The following is a 12,298-nucleotide window of genomic DNA, read 5'->3' as shown; positions in this document are numbered from 1 at the left end:
TCAGGCCGAGGCGGCGCTGCGCACCCGGGCCTGGGGCGCCAGCCGCATCCAGACCTCTTCCAGCGCGTCGCGGAAGCGGGCGTGGGACCACTGGCGGGCGGTCTCGAACCCCGCCTCCCGGCGGCGCGCCAGCTCCGGCCCGCCGGTGAGGAAGATGTCGGCGGCCCGGGCGAGCGCGTCGGCCGCGGCCTCGCAGTCCTCGGACGGGACCCAGAAGCCGTTCTCGGGCGTCGCGTAAGCCTCACCGCCCACGCCGGTGAATCCCGCCACCAGGCAGCCGCTGGCCATGGCCTCGAGCGGCGTCATGCCGACGGATTCCAGGTGGCTGAGGCTGAGGAACAGCCCCGCGCGGGCGAAGGCCTGCGCCACCTGCTCTTCCGTGGCGCCCTTGAGCTCGCGCCAGTCGAGCTGAAGCCGCCCCGGGATCAGCCGGCGATAGAAGGCCTGGATTGCGGCGGCCTCCACCGGGCGCTTGCGCGGCACGAGGGCGACCTCGGCCGCCTTGTCCGCCGTCGGCCGGAACAGGCGCTCGTCGGCGAAGCAGGGCACGATCTCGACGACGTTGTCCGGGAACGCGCGTCGGAAGGTGGCGGCCAGCCGCGGAGCCACGGCGATCACCGGCGGGGCTTTCTCCGGCGGGTAGGCCGCGATCGCGTCCAGGCCACCGCTCGAGGCCGCGTAGTAGGGGTTCTGCGCGAAGACGACGACCGGATATCGGCGCGCCACCAGGTCGCGCAGGGCGGGTGTCTCGTCGTCGGGGACCACAATGATGTCGCCGGATTTCAGACCGCCGCCGATCAGGAACGGCGCGTCATGCTTGAACCAGCTCGGCACGACGTTCTTCGGGTTGGTGTAGCAGGCCGCGTCGAAGCCCAGCTCGCGCAGGGTCTCCACGTGCCGGATGATCATCTTGTGCCCGCCGGCGATGCCACCCCCGGACACGGCCATGTAGACGATGCGGCTCATCGGCGGCGCAGGCCCTCAGACGTCATAGTCCAGGCCCATGTCGCCGTAGAACTCGCGCTTGTCGGCCCAGCGCTCGTCCACCTGGACGTGGAGGAAGAGGTGCACCGGGCGGTCGAGGATGGCGGTGAGCTCCTCGCGGGCCTTCTGGCCGATCCACTTCAGGGTCTGGCCGCCCTTGCCCAGGATGATCGGCCGCTGGCTCTCCCGCTCGACGTAGATGGTCTGCTCGATGCGGATGGAGCCGTCCTTGCGATCCTCGAACTTGGTGGTCTCCACGGCGGCCGAATAGGGCAGCTCCTCGTGGACGCGGAGGTAGACCTTCTCGCGGGTGATCTCGGCCGCCAGCAGGCGGGCCGGCAGGTCGGCGGTCTGGTCCTCGGGGTAGAACCAGGGGTTCTCCGGCATCAGCGCGGCGATCCGCGCCTTGAGGTCGTCCACGCCGGAGCCGGATACGGCCGAGATCATGAAGACCTCGTCGTAGACGCCCGCCTCGAAGAGGCGCTGGGAGAGCGCCAGCAGGTTCTCGCGCTTGACCTGGTCGACCTTGTTGAGCGCCAGGATGGCCTTGCGGCCGGACTTCTTCAGGCCGTCCACGATGGCCTCGACGTCCTGGGCGGCGCGGCGGTCGGCGGGCTTGCCCTCGGGCGTCCCGGCGGCGATCTCGGCGGCGGCGTCCACCAGGTGGACCACGGCGTCGGCGTCCTCGGCCCCGCCCCAGGCGGCGCGCACCATGGCGCGGTCCAGGCGCCGGCGCGGCTGGAAGATGCCGGGGGTGTCGACCAGGACGATCTGGACGTCGCCCTCGATGGCCACGCCGCGCACGGGGAAGCGGGTCGTCTGCACCTTCTGGGTGACGATCGACACCTTGGCGCCCACCAGCCGGTTGGTGAGCGTCGACTTGCCGGCGTTGGGCGCGCCGATGATGGCGCAGAAACCGGCGCGGCTCATTCGTCGTCCAACTGGCGGTCCGACATGTTCGGTTCGGGTCCTTCGCGCTTGAGCAGCATCTGCTGGGCGGCGGCCTTCTCGGCGTCCTGCCGCGAGCGGCCCTGGGCCTGCTCGGGCGGGAAGCCCTCCACCGTCACCTGAACGGTGAAGGACGGTGCGTGATCCGGCCCCTCCCGGGAAATGATCTCATAGGCCGGCAGGGGCAAGCCCTGGCCCTGCGCCCACTCCTGGAGCTGGGTCTTGGGATCCTTCGAGCGCGGCTCGTCCAGGCGGGCGAACTCCTCCTGCCAGAACTTCAGGAAGAAGGCCCGGGCGCACTCCAGCCCGCCGTCGATGTAGAGGGCCGCGATCAGCGCCTCGCAGGCGTCGCCCAGCACGGCGTCGGACTTGCGCGCCCCGACCTTGGTCGCCGAGGCGCTCATGCGCAGCGCCTCGGGCAGGCCGCAGCGCTTCGCCGCCCGGGCGCAGGCGTGGTAGTTCACGAGGGACGCCAGGAGCCGGCTCATCTCGCCTTCCCGTGCGTCGGGATCGAGCGCCATCAGCCGCTCCGCGGCGCAGAGGTTCAGAACCCGGTCGCCCAGGAACTCCAGCCGCTCGTTGTGGCGCACCGAACGGGCCCCGTCGCCCACGCTGGCGTGGGTGAGCGCACGCTCCAGGAGGTCGCGGTCGTGGAACTGGTAGCCGATGCGCCGTTCGAGCTCGGCGACGGCGGCCTCACGCGTATTCATCGATTACTTCAGAAGGTGGAAGAAGCGGCTGGGCTGGGCGTCGAGCACCCAGGTCCACGGCTTGAAGATGGAGGCCCCAGGCTTCCACGACAGCAGGATGATCTGCGCCTTGCCGACCAGGTTCTCGGCCGGGACGTAGCCGACGCCGCCGGCCTCGGGGATGACCCGGCTGTCGGAGGAGTTGTCGCGGTTGTCGCCCATCATGAAGTAGTGGCCCTCGGGCACCACGTAGATCTCGGTGTCGTCGAGGTCGTGCTCGGGGCCGAAGTCGTTGGTCATGTAGGTGCGGCCGCCGGGCAGGGTCTCGCGGAAGCGCGTGACGTCGCGCTCGAAACCGTAGCCGGACTGCTCGCGGAAGGTTCCTTCGGCCTGACGGCGGACCTGTTCGCCGTTGAGATAGAGCAGGCCGTCGCGCATCTGGATCCGGTCGCCCGGCAGGCCGATGACCCGCTTGACGTAGTCGGTGTGGCCGTCGCGGGGCAGCTTGAAGACCACGATGTCGCCGCGGGCCGGCGCGCGGCCCAGAACCCGGCCCTCGAAGACGGGCGGGCTGAACGGCACGGAGTGCTTCGAGTAGCCGTAGCTGAACTTCGAGACGATGATGTAGTCGCCCTCGTAGAGGTTCGGCTCCATGGAGGCCGACGGGATGGTGAAGGGCTGGAAGAACAGCACGCGCAGGACGAGCGCGATCAGCAGGGCGTAGATCACCGTCTTCACGATCTCGACGATCTCGCTGACGGCGCTGGATTTCCCCTCGGGCTGCGCGGCCTGCACGTTCTCGCTCATGGTGGTCCCTGCGTGACTCCGGCGGGCCGGACGTGGGTGTCGTTACGCGCTGGCGGGTGCGGGGGCAAGGTGGGGGCGTGTGCTGTGGAGCCCCCTCGCGCGCGGCCGGAGGAGTCCCGCCGCCCGCGCCGCGCCTCTCCCGGCCCTCTCCCCTCGGGCTGCGCCTCCGGGGAGAGGAGGATGCGGTCAGCCCAGCGGGCGGAGGAAGCGGGCGGTGTCGAGGTTGAACCAGGTCCAGGGCTTGAGGATCGAGGCGCCCGGCTTCCAGGAGACGAGGACGATGCGGGCGCGGCCGACGAGGTTCTCCTCGGGCAGGTAGCCGACGCCGCCGGCGGCGACCGGGACCCGGCTGTCGGCCGAGTTGTCGCGGTTGTCGCCCATCATGAAGTAGTGGCCCTCGGGGACCACATAGACCTCGGTGTCGTCGTACGGGTTGTCCGGGCCGTAGTCTTGGGTGAGGTAGGCGCGGCCGCCGGGCAGGGTCTCGCGGTAGAGGCGGCCGCCGCCGCCGCGCCAGGACATCGACGTGGCGATCTCGCGGGGCGGCGGATCGACCAGGGCGCGCGGGACCGCCTCGCCGTTCAGGTAGAGGACGCCGCCGCGCATCTGGATGCGGTCGCCGGGCAGGCCGACCACCCGCTTGATGAGGTCGGTCCGGTTGTCGCGCGGGGTCTTGAACACCGCCACGTCGCCGCGCTGCGGCGCGCGGGCCAGGACGCGGCCCTCGAACAGCGGCGGGCTGAACGGCGCGGAGTGCCGGGAATAGCCGTAGCTCCACTTGGTGACCACGATGTAGTCGCCCTCATAGAGGTTCGGCTCCATGGAGGCCGAGGGGATGGTGTAGGGCTGCAGCAGGAAGACGCGCAGCACGAGCGCGATGGCCAGCGCCCAGAGGATGGTCTTCAGGACCTCGGCGAACTCGTTGGCGGCGCCCGACGGCGACCTGGACTTGCTCAAACGGCGATCCTCCGCTGCGCCGGCCGACTCCGGCGCTCCTGTGTTACGACAGCCGGGCGGCCGGCGCCCATGAACTTGTGGTCACACGGACGCCCGCGGGACGCGCGGGGGACTATCCAAACGGCAGCGCTGCGGCCATATCGGCCGCATGACCCGGCCCGCCCTGCCCCCGCTCCACGCCCTGCTCGCGCTCGCGGTGGTGGCGGTATGGGGGACCAACTTCGTGGTCATCCGCTGGGGGCTGGACGACCTGCCGCCGCTGACCTTCGCGGCGCTGAGGTTCACCTTCGCGGTGCTGCCGGCGGTGTTCTTCCTGAAGCGGCCGGCCGTGCCGTGGTGGAACCTGGCGGCCTACGGCGTGCTGATCGGGGTCGGGCAGTTCGGCATGCTCTACATCGCGATGACCCAGTGGATCTCGCCGGGCCTGGCGTCCCTGGTGGTGCAGACCCAGGCCTTCTTCACCATCGGCTTCGCCATGCTGATGGCCGGCGAGCGGGTGCAGCGGTTCCAGCTCGCCGCCCTGGGCCTGGCCGCGGCGGGACTGGCCTCGCTGATGATCCACGCCAACGCCGACGCGCGCCCCTTGGGCATCGCCCTGGTGCTGGTGGCGGCCCTGTCGTGGGCCGGCGGAAACACGGTGGCGCGGCGGGCCGGGCCGGTGAACATGCTGGCCTATGTGGTCTGGGCGTCGATCTTCTCGGCCCCGCCGCTGTTCGCGCTCGCCATCGCCTTCGAGGGCTGGCCGGCGGTGAGCGGAGCGATCGCGCATGCGGACGCCGGCGCCTGGAGCGCCGTGCTCTGGCAGTCGGTGGGGAACACCATCTTCGGCTACACCGCCTGGGCCTGGCTGCTGGCCCGGCACCCGACGGCGACCATCGCGCCGCTGTCGCTGCTGGTGCCGGTGTTCGGCATGGGCGCCTCGGCGCTCCTGCTGAACGAGCCGCTGACCGCCTGGAAGCTGCTGGCGGCGCTGCTGGTGCTGGCGGGCCTGGCGCTGAACACCCTGTGGCCGGCCTGGAAGCGCCGGGCGATGGTGTCGGGCGAGCCGGCCTAGGCCGGGATCAGCCGCCCGGCTGCTGCAGGCTGCTGGCGGCGACGCCGCCCTGCTGCACCTCGACGCCGAGGTAGCGCATCACGCCGCCCGCGAAGCTGATGTCCTCCAGGCCGACGCTGGCGTCGCGGCGGAGCTGGTTCAGCTCGCCCAGGGTGAGCAGGAGGCGCATGTCGCCGCGGGCGACCCCGGCGGCCTCGGCCGCCTCGATCTCGCGCCGGAAGCGCAGCGCCACGGAGGGTCGGACGGCGGCCTTCATGACGCGAAGAAGCCGTGCTCGCCCATGACCCGCACCTGGCAGGCGCGGCCGTCGTCCTGCATGGACCGGGCGCGCCGGTTGGCGGCGGCCTTGCAGACTTCCTTGTCGGGCGAATGGCCGAAGAACTCGCCGTCGAGCTCCACCGCCCAGGCGCCATCGTGTCGGACAACCGTGAGGACGGCCCGTTCCTGTGTCATTCTCATGATTTACCGTAGCACACGAAGGCGCCGGTGTCAGAGTTTTCATAATATTCTTTGGCAAGACGAGTCTCGGGGAACGGTGGAATGCTCGACGGCGACCGGAAGAGGCAGCCGCGAATCCCAGGCGAGAATTTGCCGACGCGGCGCGCCGGACCGGCGAGATCTGGGGCCCGGCGGCGCGCCAGGCGAGCCGCCCGACGGAAAAGCGACAGCGGCTTGCCCGATGTGAAGGCGCGGCCCCCGGGCTCCGTCGTAGAGTCGACGGATGCTGTCGTTCGAGTTCTGCCTGTCGAAGGCCGAGGAGTGCGAGTTCCGGGCGCAGGAGAGGCCGGAGTCCGCGGACGCCCGCGAGTGGCTCTGGATGGCGAACGAATGGCGGCTGGCGGCGACGCTCTGGGACGCCCCGCCCGATGGCTGCGGGGTCCGGCCTGGCGACCGGCCCGCTCGGCCACGAACGTCGGGCGAAGCCGTAGGGCGCCGTCGCCGTCCGTAACCTCGACGCGCCACCGGCCGCAGCCCGCGTCACGCCTGGCGGCGGCCCGACACGACCTCCGGGCGGCGGCGGATATAGTGGAGGTAGTTGGGGTTGAACTCCGCCAGGGCCTCCAGGCGCGGGCGGTCGAGAATGGTCAGGGTCTTCTCGCGCCACTCGATCAGCTCCTCGGCGCGGAGCTGCTGCAGGACGCGGTTCACGTGCACGCTCGAGAGGCCGACGGTGTCCGCCAGGTCGGTCTGGGTGACCGGGAGCTCGACGCTGCGGCCGTCGCTCGCGCCCACCGCCTCGAGCCGGGCCAGGAGCTCGCAGAACAGGTGGGCGATCTGCCGTTCCGCCGGGCGGCGGCCCATGGCCACCAGCCATTCCCGGAGGATCGCCTCGTCCACCAGGGTGGCCCACCACAGGGCGCGCGAGAGCTGCGGGCTGGTGCTGGACAGCCGCTCCACCTGGTCGCGCGGGATCGCGCCGATGCGCGAGGGGGTGAGCGTGCCGATGTTGTGGTCCATCTCGCCCAGGATGGCCACGTGCAGGTCGCAGAAGTCGCCCGGCACCAGCCAGGCCATGATCTGCCGGCCGCCGTCGGGCAGCATCTTGAAGCGGCAGGCGAAGCCCTCGAGCACCACGTGGACCTCGTGGGGCCGGTCGCCCTCCTGGATCAGGTTCGCCCGCGCCGGGACCTCCTTCACCGTGGCGCAGGCCTGGAACAGCGCCTGCTCGTCGGCTTCTGAGAGCTCCGCGCCGTGGCGCAGCTTGCGGACCATGGGAGTCGGCATCGTGATCCTCCCGAAGGCGGATGGCTCCTGCCCTTAACCTATGTAAGCCGCGGTTGTTGCGCGAACGCCTAAGATAAAGGGGAGGTCCGCCCAACCAGCTCCGCCCCGGCGTTCGGACGTCCAGGCCTCGCGGAGATCCCCTTGAAGCCATCCGGAACACCGGCGCCGGTGACGGCGCGTCTGGTCGCGAAACTGCGCACCATCGCGAACCTTCCGAGCGCCGCCGAGCAGGCGCTGCTCGCCCTCCCCTACCGCCTGAAGCGCTTCCCCGAGAACGCCGACCTGGTCAGCCAGGGCGACCGGCCACTGGAATGCGGGCTGCTCGTCGAGGGCTTCGCCTGCCGCTACAAGATGCTCGGCGACGGCCAGCGGCAGATCCTGTCGTTCCACATCCCCGGCGACGTTCCCGACCTCCAGAGCCTGCACCTGCCGGTGATGGACCACAGCATCCTGGCGATGACCGAGGTGCAGATGGCCTTCATCCCGCACGCCGCCATGGACCAGGTGATCCGCACCTATCCGGAGGTGGCCGGCGCCTGCTGGCGCGACACCCTGATCGACGCGGCCGTGTTCCGGGAATGGCTGGCCGGAGTCGGGCGGCGGAGCGCGCGGCAGCGGATCGCCCACCTGATCTGCGAGATCTATGTGCGGATGCGGGCGCTGGGGCTGACGGAGGAGCTGCGCTTCCCCCTGCCCGTGACGCAAGCGGAACTGGCGGACGCGCTGGGGCTTTCCTCTGTTCACGTGAACCGGGTGCTGCAGGACCTCCGCCGCGAAGGGCTGATCTCCTCCAGCGGCCGGTACATGGCGATCAACGACTGGGAACAGCTCAAGGCGGCCGGCGACTTCGAAGCGGGCTACCTCCACCTGAGGGATGTGGCGGCCGCGTGAACCTGACCTTCCAACCCGCGCTTGTGGCGAGCGGCGAGGACGGGGAAGCCCGGCTCGTCTGGCGGGACGACTACCTGGTGGCGGTGCTGGTCCGCCTGTCGAGCGCGCAGGGCGAGATGGCCGGCCACTGGTTCCTGGAGAAGGGGTTCGGCAGCCTAGACGCGCCGAACCCGCCCGCCTTCTTCGACCTGGACACGGCGGAGAGCTGGATCCGCGAGCGCCTGGCCGACGGCTTCGGCGGCCGCTACTGGCCGTAAGCGGACGACCTTAACCCAGTTAATTCGGGTTCTCGGCGCGCCCGTCCATGCAAGGGGAATGGCCGGGCGATTCCTCGCGAACCTTGAAAACTATATGCCTCTGGACGATGCGGCCCGACGCGCGGTGCAGGCGCTGAGCGGCGCGCGGCGGAGCTTCCGCTCCGGGACCGACCTGGTGGAGGACGGCGAGCCCGTGGGCGAGAGCCTGCTGCTGCTGGTGGACGGCCAGGCCTTCCGCCACAAGACCTTGCCGGACGGGCGGCGCCAGATCCTGTCGTTCCACGCGCCGGGCGACCTGCTCGACCTGCAGCGGCTGTTCATCGGCGTGGACTACAGCGTCTGCGCGCTGAGCGCCGGCGAGGTGGAGGTGATCCCGCGCGTCGCGCTGCAGCAGATCATGGCCGACCACCCGCAGGTGGCCCAGGCGCTGTGGAAGATCAGCCTGGTCGAGGCCGCGATCTATCGGGCCTGGATGGTGGGGATGGGCCGCCGGACGGCCTACCGGCGGGTGGCGCACCTGCTGTGCGAGGTGTTCACGAGGCTACGGGCGGTGGGGGAATGCGACGGCTGGGCCTGCCCCTTCCCCGCCACCCAGACGCATCTCAGCGACTCGCTGGGGCTGTCGGTGGTGCACACCAACCGCGTGCTGCGCGCCCTGCAGCGCGACGGGCTGGTGGCGGTCCAGGGGCGGCAGATCCTGGTGCGCAACTGGCCGGGGCTGAAGGCGGCCGGGGAGTTCGACCCCTGCTACCTCCAGCTTCCCGACATCGCCGCCTGACGCCTCAGGAGGCCGTGCGATCGAGGCGTGCGGCCCGGCGGGCCACCAGCCGGCCGCCGCGGCGCAGCTCGGCCTCGCCTTCCGGCAGCGGCAGGTCCTGGAACCGCCGCAGCGCGGTTTCGCCGTCGCTGCAGCGAAGCGTGGCCCCGCAGAAATACTGACCATTCCTGGTCACCGTGACCTCGTAGCGCAATCCGTCCTCCTGATCCGCGCGTGAAGGCCCCCTCCCATGCTCAGCCTGCCCGCTCCGCCCGTCTCGGGAAATAAACCAGGTTAGGATTTGAGCATTCAGGCGCCGTGCAGAGCGGCCGGGACGAAGGCCTGGTCGAAGATCGCGTGCAGCGCCTGGACGTGGCCCTGCACGCCGCGCGCGGCCGGGTCGGAGGTCATGGCCACGGTCAGGCCCAGCGTCGGGGCGACGTAGACCATCTGGCCGCCGTAGCCCCAGGCGAAGGCGACGGGATGCCCCGCCGCCTCGCGCAGCCACCAGCCGAGGCCATAGGTGTAGCCGGTCCAGGGCGAGCGCCCGCCGCGGGAGCGCCAGGCGTCGCGGACGAAGGCCTCGGGCAGGACACGGACGCCGGCGTGGAGGCCGCCGTTGCGATGCATCTCTCCGAAGGCCAGCAGGGCGCGGGGCGAGAGCGCCATCTCGTTGCCGCCGAAGTAGATCCCTTGCGGGTCCCGGGTCCAGGCCGGGATCTCGACACCCAGGGGGCCACCGAGCCAGGCGCGGGTGTTCTCCAGCGTCGAGCGGCCGGTGGCGGCGGTGAGCACGGCCGAGAGGATGTGCGAGGCGCCCGTGGAGTAGAGCATCCGCCCGCCGGGCTCGTCGACGAACGGCCGCGACAGCGCATAGCCCACCCAGTCGCGGCTGGAGACCCAGGCGCCGTAGTTGGCGCCGGAGGTGGGCTCGAGCCCGGCCTCCATCGAGAGCAGGTGCTCGACGGTGATCCGGCGCACGCGGGGGTCGGCGGCGGCGGGCACGCGGCGGCCGAGGATCGGTGCGACCGGCTGGTCGAGGGCGAGCTCTCCGCGGGCGATGGCGGCGCCGGTCACCGAGGCGAGCACGGTCTTCGACGCCGACTTGACGTTGACCGGGGTGTCGAGCCCGGGACCGCGGAAGGCGCGCTCGAAGGCGACCTCGCCGTCGCGGGCGACGATCAGGCTGCGGAGCTGCGGCAGGCGCCCGGCGGCGTCCACGCCCTCGGCCAGGCGGCGGGCGTCGAGGCCCGGACGGCGCGGCGGCGGCGCGGCGGCAGCGGCGGCCCGCGGGGCGGCCTCGCCGCAGCCGGCGAGCGGGACGAAGGTGGCGGAGAGCAGGCCGGCGGCTGCGGCGCGACGGGTGGGCATCCCGTCTAGATAGGCAGCGCCTCGATGATCACGAAGGCCTGGGCGTAGGGATGGTCGTCGGTGAGCGACAGGTGGATGTGCGCCTTCATGCCCGGCGGGGTGATCTCCTCCAGCCGCTTCAGCGCCCCGCCGGTCAGCGCCATGGTCGGCTGGCCGGAGCGGAGGTTCACCACGCCCATGTCCCGCCAGAAGACGCCCCGGCGCATGCCGGTGCCGAGCGCCTTGGCGCAGGCCTCCTTGGCGGCGAAGCGCTTGGCGTAGCTGGAGGCCGCGTCGGTCTTGCGGTCCGAGCGGGCGCGCTCCAGTTCGGTGAAGACGCGGTGGCGGAAGCGGTCGCCGAAGCGATCCAGGCTCGCCTGGACACGGCGGATGTCGGACAGGTCCGAGCCGATGCCGATGATCACGCGGCCACCTGGGCGCGGGCCTCGTCCATCAGGGCGCGCATCCGCTGGATGGCGGGGCCCAGGCCGATGAAGATCGCCTCGCCGATCAGGAAGTGGCCGATGTTGAGCTCCATCACCTCGGGGATGGCGGCCACGGGCTTCACGGTCTCGTAGTCGATGCCGTGGCCGGCGTGGACCTCCAGGCCGAGGCGAGCCGCCTCGCGGGCGGCGGCCTTCAGGCCCTCGAGGATCTGGCCGGCGGCCGGATCGCGGTGGCGCACGGCCTCGCAGTAGGCGCCGGTGTGCAGCTCGACCACCTGGGCGCCGGCCGACCTGGCGGCGGCCACCTGGGCAGGGTCGGCGTCGATGAAGCAGGAGACGCGGATGCCCGCGTCGGCCAGCCGGCCGATCACCGGGGCGATGCGGTTGTGGCCGCCGGCGACGTCCAGGCCGCCCTCGGTGGTCACCTCCTCACGCCGCTCGGGCACCAGGCAGGCGGCGTGCGGCCGGTGGGCGAGCGCGATGGCCTCCATCTCCGGCGTCACGGCGCACTCGAAGTTCAGCGGACGGCCGCGGCGGCGGCAGATCACCGCGAGCTGGTCGATGTCGGCGTCCGAGATGTGCCGGCGGTCCTCGCGCAGGTGGGCAGTGATGCCGTCGGCCCCGGCGGCCAGGGCCATCTCGGCGGCGCGCACCGGGTCGGGATAGCTCTCGCCGCGGGCGTTCCGCACCGTGGCCACGTGGTCGATGTTGACGCCCAGCCTGAGCGCGGACTTCGCGGTCACTTGTTCAGCCTCCGGCTGCCGGGGTCCTCGATGGGGATGGCGGCAAGCTCGGGCGGGAGCTGGTCGGCGGGATAGGCCGGAACGTCCAGCCGCGCGAGCGCCACGAACGGCGCGCCGGGATCGGCCCGGCCGCCCGAGCGGTCGACGATGCAGGCGGCGACCACCACCTCGCCGCCGGCCTTGCGGATTGCGTCGACGCACTCGCGGGAGGACAGGCCGGTGGTGACGATGTCCTCGACCATGGCCACGCGGGCGCCCGGCTCGATCTGGAAGGCCCGGCGGAGCTTGAACTCGCCCCCTTCCCGTTCGACGTACATGGAGGGCACGCCCAGGTGGCGGGCCGTCTCGTAACCGGGAATGATGCCGCCCACGGCCGGCGAGATGCAGCAGTCCACCTCGCCCACCGTCTCGCGGATCTTCGCCGCCAGCGCCTTGCACAGGCGCTCGGTGCGCTCCGGATACTGGAAGACCAGGTTCTTCTGCAGGAAGACGCCCGAGTGCAGGCCGGACGACAGGACGAAATGGCCTTCGCGCAGGGCGCCGGCGCCGCGGAACTCGTTGAGGACGTCTTCGGTGTTCATGGAAACCGGAGATAATCCCGTTCGAGGCGGTGCGGAAGGTCGGCCGGGCAAGTTGCTCCCCCTCCGGGGGAGCTCGCAGCGAAGCTGACTGAGGCGGTCGGAGCCGCGG

Annotated in this window: 18 protein-coding genes; 5 read left to right on the top strand and 13 right to left on the bottom strand. The window is 71.5% G+C overall.

What is annotated here, in order from left to right; translation table 11 throughout:
* The 5 genes from ACE3Q8_RS01910 to lepB (ACE3Q8_RS01890) form a co-directional block, all read right to left on the bottom strand.
* Positions 1 to 966 carry a glycosyltransferase gene (locus tag ACE3Q8_RS01910; protein ID WP_374468366.1) on the bottom strand — a complete coding sequence of 322 codons (966 nt, stop codon included), beginning with the start codon at positions 964 to 966 and terminating at the stop codon, positions 1 to 3.
* A gap of 15 nt (positions 967 to 981) precedes the next feature.
* A complete protein-coding gene (gene era / locus ACE3Q8_RS01905) occupies positions 982 to 1,914 on the bottom strand; it encodes a GTPase Era (protein ID WP_374468364.1) in 933 nt (310 codons plus the stop codon).
* Positions 1,911 to 2,642: a ribonuclease III gene (gene rnc / locus ACE3Q8_RS01900; RefSeq protein ID WP_374468362.1), complete on the bottom strand. Its 732-nt coding sequence runs from the start codon at positions 2,640 to 2,642 to the stop codon at positions 1,911 to 1,913. Before rnc ends, era begins: the two co-directional genes overlap by 4 nt.
* A gap of 3 nt (positions 2,643 to 2,645) precedes the next feature.
* Positions 2,646 to 3,428, bottom strand: a complete 783-nt coding sequence (gene lepB / locus ACE3Q8_RS01895) for a signal peptidase I (RefSeq protein WP_374468360.1) — start codon at positions 3,426 to 3,428, stop codon at positions 2,646 to 2,648.
* A gap of 186 nt (positions 3,429 to 3,614) precedes the next feature.
* Complete coding sequence (lepB, locus tag ACE3Q8_RS01890) at positions 3,615 to 4,385, bottom strand: signal peptidase I (protein ID WP_374468358.1); 771 nt, start codon at positions 4,383 to 4,385, stop codon at positions 3,615 to 3,617.
* A 148-nt stretch (positions 4,386 to 4,533) separates the two neighbouring features.
* Between lepB (ACE3Q8_RS01890) and ACE3Q8_RS01885 the strand changes: the two genes are divergently transcribed.
* On the top strand, positions 4,534 to 5,439 hold the full coding sequence (locus tag ACE3Q8_RS01885; RefSeq protein ID WP_374468356.1) for an EamA family transporter: 906 nt from the start codon (positions 4,534 to 4,536) through the stop codon (positions 5,437 to 5,439).
* 7 nt (positions 5,440 to 5,446) lie between these two features.
* Here the strand turns inward: ACE3Q8_RS01885 and ACE3Q8_RS01880 are convergent, their stop codons facing one another.
* A complete protein-coding gene (locus ACE3Q8_RS01880) occupies positions 5,447 to 5,695 on the bottom strand; it encodes a hypothetical protein (RefSeq protein ID WP_374468354.1) in 249 nt (82 codons plus the stop codon).
* Positions 5,692 to 5,898: a hypothetical protein gene (locus ACE3Q8_RS01875; protein WP_374468352.1), complete on the bottom strand. Its 207-nt coding sequence runs from the start codon at positions 5,896 to 5,898 to the stop codon at positions 5,692 to 5,694. Before ACE3Q8_RS01875 ends, ACE3Q8_RS01880 begins: the two co-directional genes overlap by 4 nt.
* A gap of 262 nt (positions 5,899 to 6,160) precedes the next feature.
* Here ACE3Q8_RS01875 and ACE3Q8_RS01870 point away from each other — a divergent pair, with 262 nt between their 5' ends.
* Entirely contained in the window at positions 6,161 to 6,388 is a 228-nt protein-coding gene (locus ACE3Q8_RS01870; protein WP_374468350.1) for a hypothetical protein, read from the top strand.
* Between the two features lie 29 nt (positions 6,389 to 6,417).
* Here the strand turns inward: ACE3Q8_RS01870 and ACE3Q8_RS01865 are convergent, their stop codons facing one another.
* Positions 6,418 to 7,164, bottom strand: coding sequence for a Crp/Fnr family transcriptional regulator (locus tag ACE3Q8_RS01865; protein ID WP_374468348.1), 747 nt, complete (start codon positions 7,162 to 7,164; stop codon positions 6,418 to 6,420).
* Between the two features lie 141 nt (positions 7,165 to 7,305).
* Here ACE3Q8_RS01865 and ACE3Q8_RS01860 point away from each other — a divergent pair, with 141 nt between their 5' ends.
* The 3 genes from ACE3Q8_RS01860 (at position 7,306) to ACE3Q8_RS01850 (ending at position 9,090) form a co-directional block, all read left to right on the top strand.
* A complete protein-coding gene (locus tag ACE3Q8_RS01860; RefSeq protein WP_374468346.1) occupies positions 7,306 to 8,055 on the top strand; it encodes a Crp/Fnr family transcriptional regulator in 750 nt (249 codons plus the stop codon).
* The gene (locus tag ACE3Q8_RS01855) at positions 8,052 to 8,312 is read left to right on the top strand and encodes a hypothetical protein (RefSeq protein ID WP_374468345.1); all 261 of its coding nucleotides are present in this window, start codon (positions 8,052 to 8,054) and stop codon (positions 8,310 to 8,312) included. Before ACE3Q8_RS01860 ends, ACE3Q8_RS01855 begins: the two co-directional genes overlap by 4 nt.
* A 94-nt stretch (positions 8,313 to 8,406) precedes the next feature.
* Positions 8,407 to 9,090, top strand: a complete 684-nt coding sequence (locus ACE3Q8_RS01850; RefSeq protein ID WP_374468343.1) for a Crp/Fnr family transcriptional regulator — start codon at positions 8,407 to 8,409, stop codon at positions 9,088 to 9,090.
* Between the two features lie 4 nt (positions 9,091 to 9,094).
* Here ACE3Q8_RS01850 and ACE3Q8_RS01845 read toward each other — a convergent pair whose 3' ends face one another.
* The 5 genes from ACE3Q8_RS01845 to pyrE all read right to left on the bottom strand — a co-directional run bounded on the left by ACE3Q8_RS01845 (position 9,095) and on the right by pyrE (position 12,189).
* Positions 9,095 to 9,283 carry a hypothetical protein gene (locus ACE3Q8_RS01845; RefSeq protein WP_374468341.1) on the bottom strand — a complete coding sequence of 63 codons (189 nt, stop codon included), beginning with the start codon at positions 9,281 to 9,283 and terminating at the stop codon, positions 9,095 to 9,097.
* A gap of 95 nt (positions 9,284 to 9,378) precedes the next feature.
* On the bottom strand, positions 9,379 to 10,440 hold the full coding sequence (locus tag ACE3Q8_RS01840) for a serine hydrolase domain-containing protein (protein WP_374468339.1): 1,062 nt from the start codon (positions 10,438 to 10,440) through the stop codon (positions 9,379 to 9,381).
* Positions 10,441 to 10,445: 5 nt separating this feature from the next.
* A complete protein-coding gene (acpS, locus tag ACE3Q8_RS01835; RefSeq protein ID WP_374468337.1) occupies positions 10,446 to 10,844 on the bottom strand; it encodes a holo-ACP synthase in 399 nt (132 codons plus the stop codon).
* The gene (locus ACE3Q8_RS01830; RefSeq protein ID WP_374468335.1) at positions 10,841 to 11,608 is read right to left on the bottom strand and encodes a pyridoxine 5'-phosphate synthase; all 768 of its coding nucleotides are present in this window, start codon (positions 11,606 to 11,608) and stop codon (positions 10,841 to 10,843) included. Before ACE3Q8_RS01830 ends, acpS begins: the two co-directional genes overlap by 4 nt.
* Positions 11,605 to 12,189 carry an orotate phosphoribosyltransferase gene (pyrE, locus tag ACE3Q8_RS01825; protein ID WP_374468334.1) on the bottom strand — a complete coding sequence of 195 codons (585 nt, stop codon included), beginning with the start codon at positions 12,187 to 12,189 and terminating at the stop codon, positions 11,605 to 11,607. Before pyrE ends, ACE3Q8_RS01830 begins: the two co-directional genes overlap by 4 nt.
* Positions 12,190 to 12,298: the final 109 nt, after the last annotated feature.

Origin of the sequence: Phenylobacterium sp. (assembly GCF_041913825.1) — a bacterium.
Taxonomy (GTDB): Bacteria; Pseudomonadota; Alphaproteobacteria; order Caulobacterales; family Caulobacteraceae; genus Phenylobacterium.
Note: the sequence above shows the minus strand (reverse complement) of the source record. Positions and strands in the feature narration are given on the sequence as shown.

Excerpts from the sequence above, each read along its gene's own strand:
- ACE3Q8_RS01910 (WP_374468366.1), bottom strand. The coding sequence starts at position 966 with ATGAGCCGCATCGTCTACATGGCCGTGTCCGGGGGTGGCATCGCCGGC.
- era (WP_374468364.1), bottom strand. The coding sequence starts at position 1,914 with ATGAGCCGCGCCGGTTTCTGCGCCATCATCGGCGCGCCCAACGCCGGC.
- rnc (WP_374468362.1), bottom strand. The coding sequence starts at position 2,642 with ATGAATACGCGTGAGGCCGCCGTCGCCGAGCTCGAACGGCGCATCGGC.
- lepB (WP_374468360.1), bottom strand. The coding sequence starts at position 3,428 with ATGAGCGAGAACGTGCAGGCCGCGCAGCCCGAGGGGAAATCCAGCGCC.
- ACE3Q8_RS01885 (WP_374468356.1), top strand. The coding sequence starts at position 4,534 with ATGACCCGGCCCGCCCTGCCCCCGCTCCACGCCCTGCTCGCGCTCGCG.
- ACE3Q8_RS01880 (WP_374468354.1), bottom strand. The coding sequence starts at position 5,695 with ATGAAGGCCGCCGTCCGACCCTCCGTGGCGCTGCGCTTCCGGCGCGAG.
- ACE3Q8_RS01875 (WP_374468352.1), bottom strand. The coding sequence starts at position 5,898 with ATGAGAATGACACAGGAACGGGCCGTCCTCACGGTTGTCCGACACGAT.
- ACE3Q8_RS01870 (WP_374468350.1), top strand. The coding sequence starts at position 6,161 with ATGCTGTCGTTCGAGTTCTGCCTGTCGAAGGCCGAGGAGTGCGAGTTC.
- ACE3Q8_RS01865 (WP_374468348.1), bottom strand. The coding sequence starts at position 7,164 with ATGCCGACTCCCATGGTCCGCAAGCTGCGCCACGGCGCGGAGCTCTCA.
- ACE3Q8_RS01850 (WP_374468343.1), top strand. The coding sequence starts at position 8,407 with ATGCCTCTGGACGATGCGGCCCGACGCGCGGTGCAGGCGCTGAGCGGC.
- ACE3Q8_RS01840 (WP_374468339.1), bottom strand. The coding sequence starts at position 10,440 with ATGCCCACCCGTCGCGCCGCAGCCGCCGGCCTGCTCTCCGCCACCTTC.
- pyrE (WP_374468334.1), bottom strand. The coding sequence starts at position 12,189 with ATGAACACCGAAGACGTCCTCAACGAGTTCCGCGGCGCCGGCGCCCTG.